Below are 19,547 nucleotides of genomic sequence, written 5' to 3' on the forward strand. Positions count from 1 at the left end.
ATTAAACCACCAATCCTTTCTGTAATTCTTTAACGTCAATATTTTGAATTTTTTTGATTTCATCCTTATCAGCATTTTTAATTTTTTCTTTTATACTTAACATTAAAGTAGTTTTTTCTTTAATTTTTATTTCAACATTTTTATCTGCTGTTTGCTGAATTTTCATGACTTCATCATTTAATTTTAATTTTAAATCAGTTATTTTTAATTTAAATTTTGATTCTTCTATTTTGCCACTTTGTTTTTGTAATTTTAATTCTTCAACTTTATGAAAATAATCATTTTTTAATAAAATAATTTGATCTAAAGTAGTTCCGTAAATTTTATTAATTTTATTTTTATAAACATTTTTAATACCATAAGTTCCACGTTTTTTAGAATCATCTAAAACATCGTTATATATTTTTTCTCTTAAATTTCGATAACTTTTTAATTTATCTTCGTATGTTTTAATGTATTCTTTAAACTCTACTTTTAACTCATGTTTTTCTTTATTATTTTGAGCTTTACTCAAAGCTTCTTTTAATTCTATTTTTTTAGTGTTGTACATTTCTTTTTTTTCTTGTATCAATGCTAATGAATCTTGTTTTAATTTTTGAAGATCATCTTCATATTTAATATTATTTTTTACTTTTAATTTACGGTTGTACCATAGAATTGGAGTAAATTTAATGAATAATGAAGAAATTGCTGCACCATACAAAATAATACCAAATACTAATGATGCCATTTCACGTGAAATTTTAGTTTCTGGCATTTGTGAAGCCACAAATGTACCGTCTTTTAAAATACCTCATAAGAATGATGTTGCTAAAATTCCGAACGGATTGTTATATGACACTAAAGTAACTGCGATTGCATCAAATCCCATAGTGGGCAATGTATCACTTGTGAATGAAATAGAAGATTGCAACCCGATTGTGTAATACAAAAATCCTGCAAGACCGGCCATTCCACCAGAAATTAATGTTGCATAAATTATATTATTTTTTACATCAATCCCAGCATATTTTGAACAATTTGCTGACTGACCTACACATTTTAGTTTATGACCTAGAACAGTTCTAGATAACAAGAATACAGTTCCTAAAACACAAAGTATGGCTATAAGGAACGGAATAATTCATTCGTTACCACCAGCAGCTAAACTTAGCACTCCATCTTGAACAGGAATCGATGTTCCTTGTCCTGAATCATAAATAGATGAATGAGTTGTAAAAGCTCATTTCAAGAAATATCAAGCAGTTCAGTTTAACATAATAGTTGTTACAACTTCATGAATATTGAAAAAAGCCTTTAAAACTCCGGCGATTCCTGCCAATAATGCTCCTGTTAATATGCATAATAGGATTACTCCAAAAGTAGCTGCCCCATTATTTGCGATTTGATCGCCATATAATATACCAATTATTAATGCCACAGAACCAGCACTTAGCATTTGACCAGAAACTCCAATATTAAATATTCCAGTTTTAAAACCTATTGCTATTGCTAAAGCTGCGACAGTGAAGCAAGTAACAAATTGCAGAGTTCTTGTTTTATCAAAAACTCCAAAAGAAACTTCTATACTTTTTCAAAAAAACAAGAACGGATTAACACCATTGCACAAAATTACAATCATACTGATAACAATACCGAATAAAATCGCTAAGATTGAAGCTTTTAAATATTTGGTTTTATTATGTAATTCGTTCGAACTCTTATAAAGTTTACCTTTCGTTTTTATATTTCAAAATTTTACATTAAAGTTCACTATTGATCACCTTCTTCCCACCAGCCATCATTAGACCTATTTCCTCACGTTTGGCTTTTTTACCATCAAGTTCACCAATAATCCTTCCTTTGTTTAGAACGATAATTTTATCCGCAAGTGACATAACTTCTTCTAATTCATATGAAACCAACAGGATTGCAACTCCGCTTTCTTTTTCTTCAAGAATTTTTTTATGAACAAATTCAATAGCACCTACATCTAAACCACGTGTTGGTTGAACAACCACAAGAACTTTATGTGGTCTTGTCATTTCTCTACCCAATACCGCTTTTTGTTGATTACCACCTGATAGCCCTCTCGCAATTGAAAAACCGGAATTACTTCCACGAACATCAAATTTTTTAATTGTGTCTTGCGCAGTTCTTTGAATTTCTTTTGAGTTTATTAGCCCATAACGTGAATAAGGTTTAAAAGGTATATCTTCTAACACCATATTCTCCATTATTCTAACATCCAGCAACATTCCATGTTTATGTCGATCTTCTGGTATATGACTCATTCCTATTTTTTGACGAGTAGCTATATTTTTTGTAAAAACTTCTTTTTCGATAATAGTGTTTTGTTTATCATGATCAAACTTACATATTTTTGTCCCTGTTTTACACTTTGGACATGGAACAATCATTTTAATAGATGAAGTTTCTTTGGATTTTTTTGGATTTGAAAATTTCTTTATCAATTCCATATGACGCACTTTTAATTCTTTTATTTTTTGTTTTGTTTCATCACTTTCCAAATGTTTTTTTGCTTTATTTTTTAATTCATCTAATTCAGAAATCAATTTATCCAAAATATCTGCATTACTATTTTTGGAATATTTTACTTCTAAGGTTTTAGAGTAAATATCTTTTTCTAATTTTCTAGGTAATCTAGTTTCTTTTAAATCTTTTTTATAATCTTCATGAATACCTAGTAATCTAGCGAAATATCTTATAAGGCTATTTGGTTTTGAAATTAAACCAGTTATAGCACCTATCATTTCTGTTTGTCCATTTCCTTCTACGCCAGCAATTGCTAAAATTTCTCCTGATCTTAAATTAAATGAAACATTATCTAAACCTATTAATTTAGTATTAGATATTTTTGGTACTGTCAAATTTTTAATAACTAAGTAATTTTCACCTGGTTGTTTAGTAGAAATATTTTTAATTTGAACTAATTTGCGTCCAACCATTTTTTCAGCCATTTCAGATACTGATGATTTTGAGACATCAAATGTATCAACTAATCGCCCTTTTCTTATAATTGTGGCTGTATCTGAAATTTTTTTAACTTCATGTAATTTATGACTTATAAATACAATCGTTTTTCCTGCTTTTTTTAAATTTAAAATAATTTTTAATAAATCATCGATTTGACTTGGTGTTAAAACTGCAGTTGGTTCATCGAAAATTAAAATATCTGCGTCATGATAAAGAATTTTTAAAATTTCAATTCTTTGTTGTTGTGCTACAGAAACATTAGATATTTTTGCATTAATTTCTACAGGTAAATTGTATTTATTCGAAATATCAAAAATACGCTTTTTAATTAGATTTGCATTAATAAATTGTTTAGCTGTGGTATCTTCCGTTCCTAGGGCTATATTTTGTCAAACCTTATAGTTTTCAACTAATTTAAAATGTTGGTGTACCATACCAATTTTTAACTTTCTAGCCTTTATTGGTGAATTAATAAATTCATTACGTCCATTGATTAAAATTTCACCTGATGTAGGTTCATACAAACCAAATAAAATTGACATCAATGTCGATTTTCCAGCACCATTTTCACCAATCAATGAATGAATTTCACCTTTTTTAACTCGAAAAGTGATGTCTTCGTTTGCGATCAATTTTTGATTGAAAATTTTGGTTATGTTTTTCATTTCAATTGCATATTCACTCATTAACTACCTCCTTATATTTTTTGTATTAAATAATAAATTTTACTGATTAACAGAATTTGGACTTGTTAAGTCAGGGTTAATTTTAAATGCATCAGAAAATTGTGCTAAAGCACTTCAATTTCGTGCAGGATCTTCATATCACGTAGTCAATGCATTAATATAATCGTAAAGTTCTTTGCTCTGAGGGCCTTTGATACCTTCGACTAAACTAACAGTTTTTGGTGTAACTTGAACACCTTTGATTTCAGCACTTTCAGAAACACCCATTCATGATAAATAATCAATGCCAGAGCTTGGATCTGGTTGCTCTGTATAAGTAAAATTTTGCCCTGGATCAAGTGACCCATCAGCTAAACCTGTCATAACATCATTTGATGATTGTTTTAGATTTTTTAAAGCCGAAGTGATAATTTTTTGATCTTGGTCTGGATAAGCATCTTTAGCACTTGTATCTACACCTACTAAAAATAAATCTTTTTTCATTTTTGGTTCATAGAAATCAATTTGTTTTAAAACAATATTAGACTGTGGACCCGCAACTGGCATGATTGCGTCTGTTCCTGTTGAGAATGCTTTGTTAATAATAGCTGTTGCCGATTGATCTGTTGGATCAAATGTTCCTGAAAATCATTGTTTATCATCACCATATGGAGATAAACCATATGAATTGTTTTTGTTATAGTTGCCACCGTCTTTACCATCACAATGCACTTGAGCTGAATTCATATACACCAATGGAGAACTATTGTCTAAAACATATGGATCTGAACACATTGATTCTAATATTGAATTAAATTGCTCTAATAAAGCTTGTGCATCGTTATTAGTTGTAGATTCTTTAATAGCAAAATTTATTAATCTTGCCCCTTCGACAAACCCTCACATATAAGAATTAACTGACGAAGGATTAGACATACCACCATACGTAGCTATTGTTGGGTGATATTCATGTTCAGTTTTGTGGTAATCATATAAAAATAATGATGTTACAATTCCTGCTTCAATACCTGAAATTTCTCCAGCGTATTGAACTCCAACTAAATTTTGTTGTTTAGATGTATCAATGGTTCCGTCTAAATATAATCCGTAGGTTCCACCACCATTCATACCGAATACATCATTTGCTTGTTGTAAACTATTCCCGTGTTTAAATCCGGGCATGATAACGTAGTTAGCACCTTCCATTTTAGCTATTTGGTAAGACTGAGTGAAATCACTGGTGCTGGGAGTGGTTCCACCACCAGCTGCAAGCGTTTCTATATAATTAGCAGATGATGAATTAACGTCTGCATATTCTTCAGCAGCTTCTCATGCTTGCTGGTTGAATGATGCATCATTAATTGTTCCACCATCGGTGATTGTTCACACTGAATTTGGTACTACAGGTTTAATAATATTGCAAGCCACTACCGAACAGATAGATGGTCCCACAATCGCGCATGTTGATAAGACGCTAAGAAGTTTTTTCAACTTTAAACCCCCTTATAATTTTGTATAAAATTAAAAAAGCACAGAGATAACCTGTTGCTTTAAACTAAATAATTTTATTTATTTTTAATGTGTTTTCAATTTCTTTAACAGCATCTTCTTCGTCTTTGCCTTCAGCTTGAATTTCAATTTCAGCATCTTTTGAAACACCAAGAGACATTACACTCATGATTGATTTTAAATTACCTTCTTTTTTACCAAACAAAATTTTAATTTCAGAATTAAATTTACTTGCTGTTTGAACGATCATAGCCGCTGGTCTGGCATGCAACCCAACAGGATCAATAACTTTTACTTTTATAGAAGTCATTTTTTTAACCTCCTTTCTTAAACTATATTTTAATAATATATATAAAAAAGAAAAAAGAAAGAAAAAAATAATTTATTTTAATCTACACGAGAAATTACTGCGGAGGTCCCTCTCAAAACTTTATTATTATAAGGAGAATTAAATTGAACAATAATATTAGCTGCTATTAATTTTATAATTTGACCTTGTCCAAAAATTGGGTGTTGAATTTTATCACCAATTTTTCAAATAGAATCCTTTGGAGTTAAAAAATCATTAAAAGTATTACTTGTAGGTTTAAAACCATAAGTTGCCAATGATGGATCTTCTGATTTTTCATAGTGTGTTATATCAAATTCAGAAATAAATCGTGAGGGGTGCGCTGGTTGCTCACCAGAATAAAAATTGAAAATATTTTCACTATATGACATAAATAATTTTTCTTCAGCCCTTGTGGTAGCGACATATAATAAACGTCTTTCTTCTTCCAATTCTTTTTCACTTTTAGCTGAACGCATACTTGGGAATGTCCCTTCATTTAAACCAATTAAAAAAACTACTTTATTTTCTAAACCTTTTGCAGTATGAATTGTCATTAATTGAACTTTATCATTTGAGTCATGTTCATCGTTTTTTACATCAGTGTCTAATGAAACAGCTTCTAAAAAATCTTGTAAAATATCTGAAGTTTTCGAATTTTTTAAATCATATTGATCACTAAATTCTTTTATTGTATTCAATAATTCATCGATGTTTTCATTTCGATGTTCTTCTTTTTTTTGTTTATAAAACTGTTTAATTTTAGTCAGTTCAACAATTTTATTACAAAAAATAACTGGTTCTAATTGAAGTACATTATTTTCAAAATTCTTAATTAATGTTATTAAATTATTCAATTTAATTAAAAGGGAATTTTTAATTAAATCAGATTTTTCTAATAATAATTCAAATAAAGTTAATTGATTATTATTTGCCAGAGTTTCTAATTCCTCTACAGCTTTTGGTCCGATCCCCTTCTCTTCTTCAATAATGTATAAAAGCGCTAGGTCATTATGTAAAATAATTGTTTTTAATCAATTAATAATTTTTACAACTTCTAATCTACTATAAAAATTAGTACCACCTACCACTTGATATTGAATCCCACACTGACGCATTTCAGTTTCAATTTTGTTTGATAAACGATTGATGCGGTATAAAACTGTAAAATCTTTGTAATTGTATTTGTTTTCTTTTTTTAATTCTTGGATTTTCCGACAAACTCATTCTGCTTCGTTTGCTTCATTTTTAGATCTAAATAAAATAGGTTTGGCCCCTTGACCATTAACGGATGTTAAATCCTTTTTAATTCTATTTTTATTTTTAGCAATTAAATTGTTTGCTAAATCTAAAATATTTTCTGTAGAACGATAATTTTTATTTAAAATTATTGTTCTACAATCAGAGAATACTTTTTCTATATCTAAAATAATTTTAACATCTGCTCCACGCCATGAATAAATGGTTTGGTCGGGATCACCGACCACTGTTAAACCTTTTTTTTGTCCATTCAATTGTTTTATAATTTCAAATTGAATTGGATTGGTATCTTGAAACTCGTCTACCAAAATATAATCAAATTTCGATTGTCATTTTTGTTTAACTTCAGAATTATTAAGTAATAAATCTCTAGCAAAAAATAAAAGATCGTCAAAATCTAAAACGTTTTTATTTTTTTTAAATTTTTGATATTCGTTATAAATTTTTCAACTTACTCGAAAAACTTCATGATCATCGAAGTCTTGTGCCGCTTTTTCTTTTTGTAATCTTTTACCGTTTAAATCCAAAACTTTAAATGAAATTATTTTAATATCGTTATTTTCTAATTTATCAAAGCCAAAATTTTTATAAATTTTTTTAATTATGGTTTTTTGTTCAGAAGCTGACAGGATCGAAAAGTTAGAATTAAATCCATTGCTTTCAATCAAGTCTGATATTTGAGTGATCTCAAAATCAGGTCCATTATTTAATTTATCAATATCTTCTCTTAATATTTTTTTACACAAAGCATGGTAAGTTAATATCCAACAACTATTTGCTTCTGGTCCTAACATTTTTTGTAAACGATTACGCATTTCATTTGCTGCTTTATTTGTAAATGTAACCGCACAAATTCTATTTGGTTTTAGTTCTATTTCGTTAATCAAGTAAGCTATTTTAGAAATTAAAGTTTTTGTTTTACCGCTTCCAGCGCCAGCTATTATCCGTACTGGTTGATCAATAGTCTTGACAGTTTCTAATTGTTCTTCATTTAAAGATGATAGATTATTTAACACTTTTATTACTCCCTTTTAATAAATTATAATTCATTTATTTTTTTTAAATCATCATCACTAATAATACCAGGTTTATTATCACCTAAATGAATATGTTGGTTTTTTTTCGAATCATTATTATCACTAGATGCATTTTTCTCTATCTTTGGTTTTTGAATTATATATAAATCTAATGTTCGGTCCATAAAAAATTGACGATCGTCATTTAGACAAATTCCGATAATAAGACCTAAAAATCAAAAAATATAAAATGAGGAAGCGATTTGAAATATTAACACTGGTCACTTATTATCATCTGGATTATTAATCAATTCACTAAAGTCAATGCCAAATATTTTAACCACTATTAAATCTACTAACAATTCAACAAATCACGGTAAAAAAATAATAATCATTTCCCTTGATAAAATAGAAATAAATGTTAATTTTTTTCGATTAGTAACTAATCTAATTTTAAAAACTCATTTCATAAAAGTTCTACCATATCAAAAAAATGGTATGACAACAAAATATAATAAAAATCAGAGGAAAGTAATAAATATTAATAGTAAAAAATATTCATTGTGTCCGTTAGACCAATTTGAAAATGTCAAGGTCAAGGGTAAAGGTACTACACTAGAAAAAATGATGTCTAGTAATCTAGCAAATATTATTCTTTTTCGAGAAGCTAATAAAAAACTTTTTTTTATTGGTTGCTCTTTGTTTAAATTTTCATTGGATATTGTTTCCATTTTATTACCTTCAAATCAGACCCAATAAAATTAAACTCTTTTTAAATATTCACCAATGCCCTTTTCTAAAATTATTTTAGATAAATCAGCATTATTTTCATTTAAAATATATTCATTTTCACTAATATATTTACTTCGACGTTTCAAACGCGTTCTTACCTCATTAATCGCTTTATTATAAACACTTTTATTATAAAAATTTTTCACAAAAGTTAAGAATTCTAACAACAAATATCTTGTATAAATATAATCTAATTCTTCACGAAAATCTTGAATTATATCTTTGCTACGATACCAATTAAAAATTTTAATCCATTGTTTTGTTAAATCAAAAATACTGTATGACAACGCTTTTTCTTTTCATTCACCAATTTCAAAATTAGCGCATAAATAGTCATCAGCAAAAAAAGTAAACTGGTATAAAAATAGTTGTAAATATCATGTGTAATTTAAAAAAGTTAACTGATTTTTTATTATTAATTCTCTTTTAAATAATTTATTATAGATCCCAGAATCCATATTCACTAATATCTTTTTATTATCTTTTATTGTTTTTACTTTAGTTAATTTAGAATTTGTTTTTTGATTATTATCTCTGATAAATTCAATTAAGTCTGGTCTAGTATCTTTAAGTTGAGTTTGAATATTCTTGCATAAATCATGATCATAACTAACTCCGCCAAGAGGGGCCATCATCACATAATCGCCCTTAACCACATTAAAGGCATTATTCATAGCGTAAGTATAACCTTGGGAACTAGAAGAAATAATTAATTTTAATTGTTTATTTAAAAGTTTTGCTTCTTCTTCGATGTAATCGTTCAAATCATTCCCTTGGGCATAACCAGAATCGTTAATTACAATGATTTCATAATTATTTAAAGTTTGTTTTTTAATAGAATTAATTGTTTTAATTACATCAACTAAATTTTTATTAAAATAAACAACAAAAGAAATTAACATATAGACCCCAATCTATCAAATATTATTAATTATAACATTTTAAACATAGATTGATTAATTTATTAATTAATTTTATTTAAAAGTTTATAACTCGCCAGTTCTACTACCATAGCAGCATTATCTGTGCAATATTCTAATTTTGGAAAAATAACGTTAAATTTTTTATACTGATTAGATTTTATAATTGATCTTAGGTAGGAATTAGCGCTCACACCACCAGCAACAACTATTGATTTTATGTCAGGAAATTGCGAAATTGCCAAATCCAATTTGTTTTGGATTTGGCCAATTGCTGCTTTTTGAAAAGCATTGCAAAAATCTTCAATATTTATCTCTTTTTTTTGATTTTTTAATTTTGTTAGCAAATTATTAGCAGCAGATTTTAATCCACTATAAGAAAAATTCAGAGTTTTGTTTATCATCGAAATTGGCAGCTCATAATTTGATTTACCTTGTGCAGATAATTTATCAATTATTGGGCCACCTGGATAATTTAAACCTAACATTCTTGCTACTTTGTCGTAACATTCTCCGATAGCATCATCTTGTGTTTCACCAATTATTTGAAAGTTTAGATGTTCTTTCATAAAAATTAATTGAGTGTGACCGCCACTAACTAGCAACACTAGGGCAGGAAACTCAAATTTATGACCAATGTGTGCACCATAAATATGTGCCTCTAAATGATTCACAGGTAAAACCGGTTTTTCTAAATATAGTCCTAGGGTTAAAGCAAGAATTTCACCAATTTTTAAACAGCCAATTAAACCGGGATTTTTTGTATATGCAATATGATCAATATCTTTAAATTCAATATTTGATTCTGATATTGCTTGATTTAAAACTAAAGGAAAATTTTTTAAATGCAACCTAGAAGCCAACTCAGGAATGACCCCTCCGTTTTCAATGTGGTTTTTAATTTGTGAAGATACAATATTTACCAAAATTTTATCGTCTTTTTTAATAGAGATACTTGTTTCATCACAACTTGTTTCAATTCCTAAAATTATCACTTTCTCGATTATGCTTTAACGATTGCGTCTAAAGCTACTTTCATCATATCTGTAAAATTATTTTGTCTTTCTTCGGATGTTGTTTGTTCATTTTTCACCAAAGAATCTGAAATAGTTAAAATACATGCTGCGTTTTTATTTAACAATTTTGCATTAGCAAACAATGCAAAACTTTCCATTTCTACACATTTTGCCCCAGTATTTTTATTGATAGTTTTGTAATCACCTTTATTAAAACGATAAAAAACATCTGAAGAATGGCAAGCTCCTGTTTGCAACGGGATATTTAAATTTTGAGCAGATTCATTTAATAGTTTAAAAAGTTTAGATGAACTAGTTATTTTATAACCATCAATATTAGCGGCAATCTTTGCATATTGGCTTTCACCTACAGCAACATCTACATTGTATAAATCATATATATTTAAATCTTCTGTATATGAACCAGCTGAACCAATACGAATAATATCAGTTACACCATAAAAATTAAATAACTCGTATGAGTAGATACCAATCGATGGACAACCCATACCACTAGCGGCGATAGTAACTTTTACCCCTTCATATTCTCCAGTAAACATTAACATATTTCTTACATCATTAACTTGTTTTGAATTTTTTAAAAATTTTTGAGCAATGAATTCCGCTCTTTTTGGATCACCTGGCATCAAAACTTTATTTGAAATATCTTCTTTTTTAGCATTTATATGTGCTGTCATTTAAAATAAAAGCTCCTTTTAAAAATATATTTTTGTACACATTAATAATTATAGATTACCACAAATAATATTTACAAACATTAAATTAATTTAAATATATTCTTCTCTAACCCAAGTGATTACTTGATTAGAAAATTGTGTTGAATTAGTGCTAATCAAATTAGAAACTGATTTATCACTTAATAAAGTAATTATAAATTCAAAAATATTTTCATCAAAATTTAAAAAACCAATATCTGGAGCTTCGAAATATTTCGATCTTAAATATAATAGAATTTTTAAAATTAACTTATAACTTGTGGTCGAACAATTATTTTCAATTCTACTTATTGTTGATTGTTGAACATTAACGGCTTTTGCTAATTGTTTTTGAGAAATATTCAATTCTTGTCTCATTTCTTTAATCTTTGTATTCATAATAATAGAACCTTTATATTCATCGTTTTACCCTGTCCGATAATATAATATATTTAAATTAATTTTTTTATAATATTTATGCATAATATGCATAAATATTATAAAATTAATAAGAAAGTCGGGGTAATAGTTATGGAAATTAAAAATGATAAAAAAAGGTTAATATTAATAGATTTAGATGGTACTACTTTAAAAAATGATGGTAAATCTATCCACCAAAAAACTAAGAACGCAATTGGTAAGGCAGTGGAATTTGGTCACCATGTTTGTATCATTACTGGTCGTCCTCATCGTGCATCTATTCGCTTCTATAAGGAATTGGAATTAAATACCTTACTAACAAACTTTGATGGTGGACATATCCACGATCCATTGAAACAAGAATTTAAACGTATCGTTATGCCCATCTCTAATGAAATCATCATGGACATAATCAATGAGGAAGTTATTAAAAAATCATTAGATAATATTTTGATAGAGTATTTTGATAGAGCTATGTGTTTAAAAAATGACAGCTGAATTGAAACATATTTTCATCTAGATAATATAGCTGATGATAATTATTGGATAAAAGATCCATATAAAGAATGGACTGGTCCGGCAACAGATATTGCAATCACTTTAAAAAATAATGTAGAAATGGATGATGTATTAAGAGTTTTAGGTTCTTATCATAAATCGATTAAAATAAATATTACTAATAATTCTAATAAAAAAATAATAATTTTAACTAATAAATTAGTTTCTAAGGGACGTAGTGCCGAAATTTTAGCTCAATATTATAACGTTGAATTGAAAGATGCGATTGCTTTTGGAGATGAAATTAATGATTTAGAAATGATGCAGATGGTGGGTTATCCTGTAGGTATGAAAAATGGAAATCCAGCATTAAAATCAATTTGTAGAAGCATTACCTATCTAACTAACGATGAAGGTGGTGTTGGTGATTTTCTAGATAAAACTTTATTCAAAAATAAAAAAACTAATTAGGAATAATTAGTTTTTTTATTTTTAAATATTTTTTTCGCTTCATTAATTAAAGTTTCAAAATTTTCGTTAAGTTCTGATTTTATATTGCTGATTTCATCTAAAATGTTTCTAGTGATTTCCATAGAATAATTATATTTTTTTCGATTACGATGAAATTCATACATATCTACTAATTTATATTCACCATTACTATCTACTTTAAAATCATAATCATAGTCTATATAAGATATGAGGTTTTTATTATTTTGAAATAAAGATGTAACATTAATATAAATTTTTATTTTATTTTCTGCATCTTGAATAAAAACCTTGTTGTGTCACTTATCTTTATAAAAAAATGTTAATGATGGTTCGGTTAGTTCTCAGGACTTACCATTTTTTTCAATCACTTTTGTACCAACTGGATTGAATATTATCAGTTTATTATTTTCTGATGAAATTATTTGACCGTCATTTCACATTCGGTGCAGACTGCCATCATGCTTGTACGCTTTAATAGCCACATTTGTTTTTTGCATATTCATCCTTAAATATTACTATCATTTAAATTTGGAAATAATTAAAAATAAATCTGTAGAAATACAGATTTATTTTTTTTAAAAAATGGGGCGACAGAAGGGAATTGAACCCTCGAATGTTGGATCCACAAACCAATGCGTTAACCACTTCGCCACTATCGCCATAATTAATGTAATAATATATATACTATTACATTAATTATTGTATATAAAAATTTATTTTTTTTCAAAAAAAAATTCAACATATAATATATAATTTATATAAATTTAAAAAAGGAATTATATGCATTTTAAGTTATTATTTAATGACAAAAAATTTATTAAAAACACATTTAAAATAATTAGACCCGCTATATTGCAAGCTTTTGTCACTGCTTTAGGAAATTTATTAAATGTTTTTATTATTGGTAATTTTGTAAATGTTGGTGAAAATGGGGTAGCTGGTGTTTCGTTAGCAACTACTTTATTTGGAATTTCTATTTTATTAAGTTATTCTGCAACTATCGCTGGCAATATTTTTGCTGGACAATATTATGGGAACGATGAAGTTTCCAAAGTGAAATATTCCACAAATTTTAAAGTGATGTTATCTTTAATGTGTAGTTTGTTGTTTATTGTAATTTGTTTTTCGGTAAAAATTGATAATCTTTTTAAAATGTTTATGAGTAGCAATGATACTAATACCCAAGAAATTATAAACAATGGGGTAGTTTATTTTAAAATTAGTATTTGAACTTGTTTGATTAGTTCAATCACAATACCTTTAATTTTTACTACAAATAGTTTTGAAAAAAGCGATTACACTTTAATTTTAATTTCTACAGGAGCTATCATTGTTAACTGTGCTATCACATTTTTAACATTAACAGTTTGGCCAATAAACACAGTAATCAATGGAGACAATGTTGTGATCGCTGGTCCTGCTATCGCTTTTTTAATTTCTAAAGTTTTTGAATTAACAGGTGTAATCATTTACTATATTGTAAAAAAACCTTTTTATAATTTAACTAAAAATTTTTGATATATACCAAAAGAAATGTGAAAAAAGCTGTTAAAGGTATGGATTTTATTGCTACCCTCAGAATTATTGTTTCAAATTTATTATGTTATTTTTACAATCATTTTAGGGCAAATGACAGATAACCCTCAAGATGTTCTAGCTCCTGTGAATATCAGCAACACATTAATTGATATCTCATGATGTGTCATTAATGGTTCTATTCTTGGAATACCACAATTAATCGGAAAACCATTGGGTGAAAATAGATTAGATGAAGCAAAAGAAAATGCTAAAAAACTTAAAACGTTAGTTTTTTTAATTAGCGTTATTTTATCCACGGTTATTTTCTTATCATCATTTATAATTGTTAATTTCTTATTTAAAGATTTTACACAGGAAAGTAAAGATATTTTATTTTTAGCGATTGCTGGTAACTCTCTAATATTTTTCTTTTATTCTAATGCGTATTTAAGTTTTAATATTTTAAGAAGTGGTGGTATCCAGTGAATTCCATCATTATTTGATATTCCTGTTCAATATTTGATACAACTTCCAATGTTAATAATGTTGTTAGCTTTTTCAAATATTGATACAGGTTGAATTATTTTTATTTGTGATATGACATACATTATTCAGTTTTTATTAAGCAATATTTTCTTTTACAAGGTGAATTGAAATCGTAATATTATAAAAAATAAATTAGAAAACAATGTTTTATAATAAATTTTGCGGATGTTCTAAAAAATATTTTACTCTATTTAAAAAATCTGTAGCTTCATTAATTGAGATAATATCTCTGTTTACCTCTAAAGTTAAATTTATTGTTGGTTTTAAAACATTTTTATCTTTATATTTCATAACTTCTTTTCGGACACGATCTACAAAAAAAGTCAGTAAATTATAGCGATGATTAAAGGAATCAGAATTCTTATATTCTGTTTCGTTAATATTTACTATGGTTAAAGTTCTTGTTTTACTAATTTCATCAAATGAATCACCTTTTTTCATTCTTTGAGTTTTTAAATTCATATCAGTTGCAATATTTAATAATGTTTTTTTATCAACTTGCCCTATAACAGGAATTAAATATTTTTCATCATATTTAGAAAATATTCCGATATTGTGGTCGTGTTTAATTTTAGAAGCAACTTTTTCTGAATCATACAATCCATTTAATTTTGGATAAAATTCCAATGCTTGTGAAATAGCTTTGACAATGAAAGTCATTGTAGTAAAACGATGCTCTTTTAATGCCAATTTATTTACACTAGAAATTAATTTCATAATAAAAGAAATATCAATTCGGCTTCTTAAGATAGTAAAATTTTTTGGATTAATTTTTTTACTAAAAGAACTTAATTTTTGGTATCATTCTGGTTCTTCTACAAATTCCATGTTTTCTTCAGGTAAATTTTTATTATCTGGTTTTATATCTGGATTAAGATATTTAGTATTTTTATTGTATGGTGATTTTATTGTTTTTACAGTGTAATCATCCGCTGATATTTTATTGCTAGTTAATAATTTTTCTGTAACATTATCAATTACACTTTCTACAGCAGTTGATACCTTAGGGTCTTTTTTTAACATATTTTCAGATAAAAATTTTAATGTCATTACTTGGATTAATTTATTAATTGAATCATCAGTCTTATTTTCTGTGCGGAATTGTTCAATTAATGCGCACACATCTTCAATCATATTTGGAGCATTAGAAACTATCTCGGAATTTTTACTAGGTCGACCTGAATATGCAGTTGAAACTCTTTTTCCAAATTCAAAATGTTTATTTTTATTTAAAATATCTTTTAAATAAAAATAATATTTTTCAGCTTCAAATAAATCAAAATCAATGTTACCTGTTCTTTTATATGATTGAACAAAATCCACGTTTGAATATGGGTGATATTCAGCGATTGAATTAATACGGTCAACTTTTTCTTCAATTTGTGTACAAACATTTTCCAATAAATTATTTTTTTCTTTTCAAGAACCCTGAATTGTTTGTGCTTCGCTATAAAACTGATTATTTGCATTTCCTGAATTATCAATAAATTTATCACTATTAGTACCATTTATATATGCAGGTATATAGTTTGGATTTTGAATTTGTTTTTCTAATTCACTCATTGAAGGTCTTTCAAAAACACGGGCACTTCCTATAGTCCCGCCATCTTCAATTAAACCATCAGAAATTTGTTTTCTTCTTTCTTGAATTAAATGTCTTAAATTTCTTTTTCCATAAATTTCTTCCCTTGTTTTTTCAGCATTTAAATTTTTTACAACTTGAAAATAAGGTTGACTAAAATTTGAACCTAATTTTGGTGTATTATTTTTTGAAGAAACTATATTACCATTTGCATCAATATATTCTGCTTCTTTTTGATGTTCTAAAAAGGGCACTGGATTTTTTTTAAAATTACTAATTACTGATTGGTCTTTAATATCTTCTAATGTGTATCCTCTAGTTTTTTTTCCGATGGTTTCATCACCAACTGGTTCATGTTGATCTAATGCATTTTTAATATGAAAATTTTCTAATCTTTTATTAATAAGATTACGCAAAATTTTAGGGCGCCCATCTTCATCTAAATCATCTATAGAATTAACAATTTTATTTTTGCTATCTAGTTCTAATTTTTCAAAATTATTTTCAGAATGTAATTTATTTTTTCTGTTAGTTATTAAGTTTTTTCAATCACTGCTTTTGTTAATAGAATCACTGCTTTGAAATGAACCTAGAATTATGTCCGCTGCATTTGACGGTTTTGTTGTGGAACTTTTAATATAAATATCAGATTTTTTTTCTTTTGAATTATAATTATGATTTTGTTGCAATAATTTATATTCAGCAGATTTTAACTTATCTAAAATTTTTGTTTCCTTTTCATAATCATCACTGCTTTTTTCCACCGCTTTGGCAATATCATTTCGCATTTTTTGAAAAATATCTTTTGATGCAAAAGGAGTTGATAAAACATTGTCTTCCTTATTTTTGCGATTTATTGTGTCAACTACTCGTTTAGGCTGGATTTCATTTTCATCAAGCACTTTATTTGAAATTGGTTTTTCATTTTTAATATTTGTTGTATTGAAAGGGTCAACATTATATTTTGAACCTTTGACAGCAAATCCAGAAAAATCATCATCAAAATCTTTTTCTTTAATTTCATGTCATTTAGAACTCATTCGTTCAAAAGACTCACTACTAACAGAATCATTAGGTATATGTTTATCGCTTGTTTTATTTTTATTTAAAATACTTGCAATTACTGAACCATTTTTAATTTTAGTTCCTGGCATAGCTAATTTAGTAATTGTTCCATCATATGGTGATGTTATGACAATTTTACCATTCACAGTTGAGACTAAAGCTAATTCATCTCCTGCTTTTACACTTTGATCAGAAACTAAGATTTTTTCTAGAGTTCCTTTACCTACTAAATTACTTGCTTTAACCTTCATACAATACACCCAATTAATAATTACTAAAAATAAAATATATATAATATTTAAACATATTTTATAAATTTCTTATAATAATTATGTATTTTTTTAAAAATATTATAATTTTGAAAATAATTATTTTATATGTCTTTGTCACTTAAATACATAAAGTAGCACAATTTATTATCGTAGTTATAAAATAGCAAAATCGATACGTTTCTTATGTTCCAACAATCTGAATGCCATTACCTTGTGTTGGCACTGAACATGGTTATGTTCATTTACATTTTAATTATGTAACTATAAATACTTTAGGATAATTATTTAAATTGGAACTTTTGACAAAATAGCATTAATGTTTTTGTTTTTATTGCGAAATTTAATTTCATACTCTGTTGCAATATTGTTTTTTAAAAAAATATCATTTTGAGAATAAATGTCAGTTGTATAATAATTTATAACTCAATTATGTCTTTTTAAATTATTCAGAGAATAAAAATATAAATCATTATTATCTGTTTTAATCTGTAAAGTTCCCTTTTTTAAAATTAATATTTTTTGATAATTAATTAAAAAATTATCAAAAGTTAACCTTCTTTTAATATGCTTTTTCTTTGGTCATGGATCGGAGAAGTTTAAATAAATTTTATCGATTGAATTTAGTGGTAATTTATCAAATAATTTTTCCATATTACCTCAAATTAATTTGATGTTTTTTGGTTTAAAATCCAAATCATTAATTTTTTTCAATGCAATTGCAATTACTGGTAAAGCCTTTTCGATTCCAAGAAAATTAATATCTGGATTTTGAATTGCAGTTTCAATTAAAAAATCTCCTTTTCCCATACCAATCTCCAAATGAATGGGACCAGTATTTTGAAATAATTCAGAAAAAATAATTTGATCAGTGTTTTCCATTTCTAGTACAAGGTCTTTGTTTTCTTGTATTGTGCTTTTCGCATTGGGGTCATTTCTTAAACGCATTGATTTAATTTCCTTATAAAATAAAAAATTATGAAATATAATTTCATAATTTGAACAATCTTTATTTATATGTAAATATCTTAATTTAGATATAAATAAAAATGGTGGAGATGACGGGAATTGAACCCGTGTCCATATATAAAATTCTACAAGCGTCTACAGTTTAGAATAGTTTTGAATTTTCATTAATTTTGTAAAACTATACAAAAGGCAAAAATTAACTAGGTGATAAGAGTTTCATGATTTATTATCACCATTAAAATCACTATTATTTTTATCTGAAACCATCTCTATAAGTAAAAATAAAAAAACTTAAAAGAAATGCCTGCTTTCTCTAACGTCGAGATTAATTAAGCAGCTAATGCAAAACCAGCAGCATTATTGTTTAATAAAAATGCTGGAATTACATCAGTAGATTTTTGTTCTTTTCCGGTTATTGAACCTAGAAGAAATTATGGTCTTTCAAACCACTGCAACTTATAGACTTTTATACATGTCGAACCCTTGACATCCCCATACAATAATTATAACTGGATTAAATATATATATCAATTAAATAAAAAATTAAGGTTTTAGTTGTTTTTTTAATCTACGCTCTTCATCACGTTTTTTTATAGTTTCTCGTTTATCATAATTTTTTTTACCTTTAGCTAAAGCTATTTCTAATTTAGCAAAATTATTTTTTCAATATAATTTAGTTGGTACTACTGATAATTTTTCGAGTTGTTTTATTTTTAAAATTTTTTTAATCTCTGAACGATGGAGCAGCAATTTACGGGTACGGTCTGTTGCCAAGTTATTTTGTGTGGCAAACTTATAATTTGCAATGTGCATATTTATTATAAAGGCCTCGTTATCTTTGAAAGTAATAAAGGCCTCGTTAATACTAGCTTCTCCAGCACGAATTGATTTAATTTCACTACCCAATAATTCTAAACCTGCTTCAAATTTAGAAATTATTTCATAATTAAAATAAACTTTTTTATTTTGTGTAATGATTTTCATCATTAT

Annotated in this window: 16 protein-coding genes, 1 tRNA gene and 1 other RNA gene; 2 read left to right on the forward strand and 16 right to left on the reverse strand. The window is 26.9% G+C overall.

The window, feature by feature from the left end:
• Position 1 precedes the first annotated feature (1 nt).
• From AAHM77_RS03090 to AAHM77_RS03135, 10 genes are all read right to left on the reverse strand, one after another.
• The gene (locus tag AAHM77_RS03090) at positions 2-1,753 is read right to left on the reverse strand and encodes an ABC transporter permease (protein ID WP_342252663.1); all 1,752 of its coding nucleotides are present in this window, start codon (positions 1,751-1,753) and stop codon (positions 2-4) included.
• Positions 1,743-3,662, reverse strand: coding sequence for an ABC transporter ATP-binding protein (locus tag AAHM77_RS03095; RefSeq protein WP_342252664.1), 1,920 nt, complete (start codon positions 3,660-3,662; stop codon positions 1,743-1,745). Before AAHM77_RS03095 ends, AAHM77_RS03090 begins: the two co-directional genes overlap by 11 nt.
• Positions 3,663-3,701: 39 nt before the next feature.
• Entirely contained in the window at positions 3,702-5,132 is a 1,431-nt protein-coding gene (locus AAHM77_RS03100; protein ID WP_342252665.1) for a hypothetical protein, read from the reverse strand.
• A 64-nt stretch (positions 5,133-5,196) separates the two neighbouring features.
• Positions 5,197-5,460, reverse strand: a complete 264-nt coding sequence (locus AAHM77_RS03105) for a phosphocarrier protein HPr (protein ID WP_342252666.1) — start codon at positions 5,458-5,460, stop codon at positions 5,197-5,199.
• Positions 5,461-5,537: 77 nt separating this feature from the next.
• Complete coding sequence (locus AAHM77_RS03110; protein ID WP_342252667.1) at positions 5,538-7,754, reverse strand: ATP-dependent helicase; 2,217 nt, start codon at positions 7,752-7,754, stop codon at positions 5,538-5,540.
• Between the two features lie 23 nt (positions 7,755-7,777).
• Positions 7,778-8,485 (reverse strand): RDD family protein, encoded by a 708-nt coding sequence (locus AAHM77_RS03115; RefSeq protein WP_342252668.1) that lies wholly within the window; start codon positions 8,483-8,485, stop codon positions 7,778-7,780.
• 30 nt (positions 8,486-8,515) lie between these two features.
• Entirely contained in the window at positions 8,516-9,448 is a 933-nt protein-coding gene (locus tag AAHM77_RS03120; protein WP_342252669.1) for a glycosyltransferase, read from the reverse strand.
• A 62-nt stretch (positions 9,449-9,510) separates the two neighbouring features.
• Complete coding sequence (tsaD, locus tag AAHM77_RS03125; protein ID WP_342252670.1) at positions 9,511-10,461, reverse strand: tRNA (adenosine(37)-N6)-threonylcarbamoyltransferase complex transferase subunit TsaD; 951 nt, start codon at positions 10,459-10,461, stop codon at positions 9,511-9,513.
• Positions 10,462-10,469: 8 nt separating this feature from the next.
• Positions 10,470-11,180, reverse strand: a complete 711-nt coding sequence (gene deoD, locus AAHM77_RS03130) for a purine-nucleoside phosphorylase (protein ID WP_342252671.1) — start codon at positions 11,178-11,180, stop codon at positions 10,470-10,472.
• Between the two features lie 90 nt (positions 11,181-11,270).
• The gene (locus AAHM77_RS03135) at positions 11,271-11,597 is read right to left on the reverse strand and encodes a helix-turn-helix transcriptional regulator (protein WP_342252672.1); all 327 of its coding nucleotides are present in this window, start codon (positions 11,595-11,597) and stop codon (positions 11,271-11,273) included.
• A 132-nt stretch (positions 11,598-11,729) separates the two neighbouring features.
• Between AAHM77_RS03135 and AAHM77_RS03140 the strand changes: the two genes are divergently transcribed.
• Positions 11,730-12,587 (forward strand): Cof-type HAD-IIB family hydrolase, encoded by an 858-nt coding sequence (locus tag AAHM77_RS03140; protein ID WP_342252673.1) that lies wholly within the window; start codon positions 11,730-11,732, stop codon positions 12,585-12,587.
• On the opposite strand, the gene AAHM77_RS03145 is transcribed toward AAHM77_RS03140, so the two are convergent.
• Both AAHM77_RS03145 and AAHM77_RS03150 read right to left on the reverse strand, forming a co-directional pair.
• Entirely contained in the window at positions 12,584-13,105 is a 522-nt protein-coding gene (locus tag AAHM77_RS03145; RefSeq protein WP_342252674.1) for a DUF402 domain-containing protein, read from the reverse strand. The two genes, AAHM77_RS03140 and AAHM77_RS03145, sit on opposite strands and share 4 nt — an antisense overlap.
• A gap of 86 nt (positions 13,106-13,191) precedes the next feature.
• Positions 13,192-13,267 (reverse strand) — tRNA-His (locus tag AAHM77_RS03150).
• Between the two features lie 121 nt (positions 13,268-13,388).
• On the opposite strand from AAHM77_RS03150, the gene AAHM77_RS03155 reads away from it, so the two are divergent.
• Positions 13,389-14,825 carry an MATE family efflux transporter gene (locus AAHM77_RS03155; RefSeq protein WP_342252675.1) on the forward strand — a complete coding sequence of 479 codons (1,437 nt, stop codon included), beginning with the start codon at positions 13,389-13,391 and terminating at the stop codon, positions 14,823-14,825.
• On the opposite strand, the gene AAHM77_RS03160 is transcribed toward AAHM77_RS03155, so the two are convergent.
• The 4 genes from AAHM77_RS03160 to smpB all read right to left on the reverse strand — a co-directional run bounded on the left by AAHM77_RS03160 (position 14,820) and on the right by smpB (position 19,547).
• Positions 14,820-17,570: a 2-oxo acid dehydrogenase subunit E2 gene (locus tag AAHM77_RS03160; RefSeq protein WP_342252676.1), complete on the reverse strand. Its 2,751-nt coding sequence runs from the start codon at positions 17,568-17,570 to the stop codon at positions 14,820-14,822. The genes AAHM77_RS03155 and AAHM77_RS03160 overlap by 6 nt on opposite strands.
• A 306-nt stretch (positions 17,571-17,876) precedes the next feature.
• A complete protein-coding gene (trmB, locus tag AAHM77_RS03165; protein WP_342252677.1) occupies positions 17,877-18,536 on the reverse strand; it encodes a tRNA (guanosine(46)-N7)-methyltransferase TrmB in 660 nt (219 codons plus the stop codon).
• Positions 18,537-18,638: 102 nt separating this feature from the next.
• Positions 18,639-19,051, reverse strand: a transfer-messenger RNA (tmRNA) gene (gene ssrA / locus AAHM77_RS03170).
• A gap of 49 nt (positions 19,052-19,100) precedes the next feature.
• Positions 19,101-19,547: an SsrA-binding protein SmpB gene (smpB, locus tag AAHM77_RS03175; RefSeq protein WP_425288825.1), complete on the reverse strand. Its 447-nt coding sequence runs from the start codon at positions 19,545-19,547 to the stop codon at positions 19,101-19,103.

It is taken from the genome of Spiroplasma endosymbiont of Amphibalanus improvisus (assembly GCF_964030645.1).
In the GTDB taxonomy this organism is placed as follows: Bacteria; Bacillota_I; Bacilli_A; order Mycoplasmatales; family Mycoplasmataceae; genus CAXIPX01.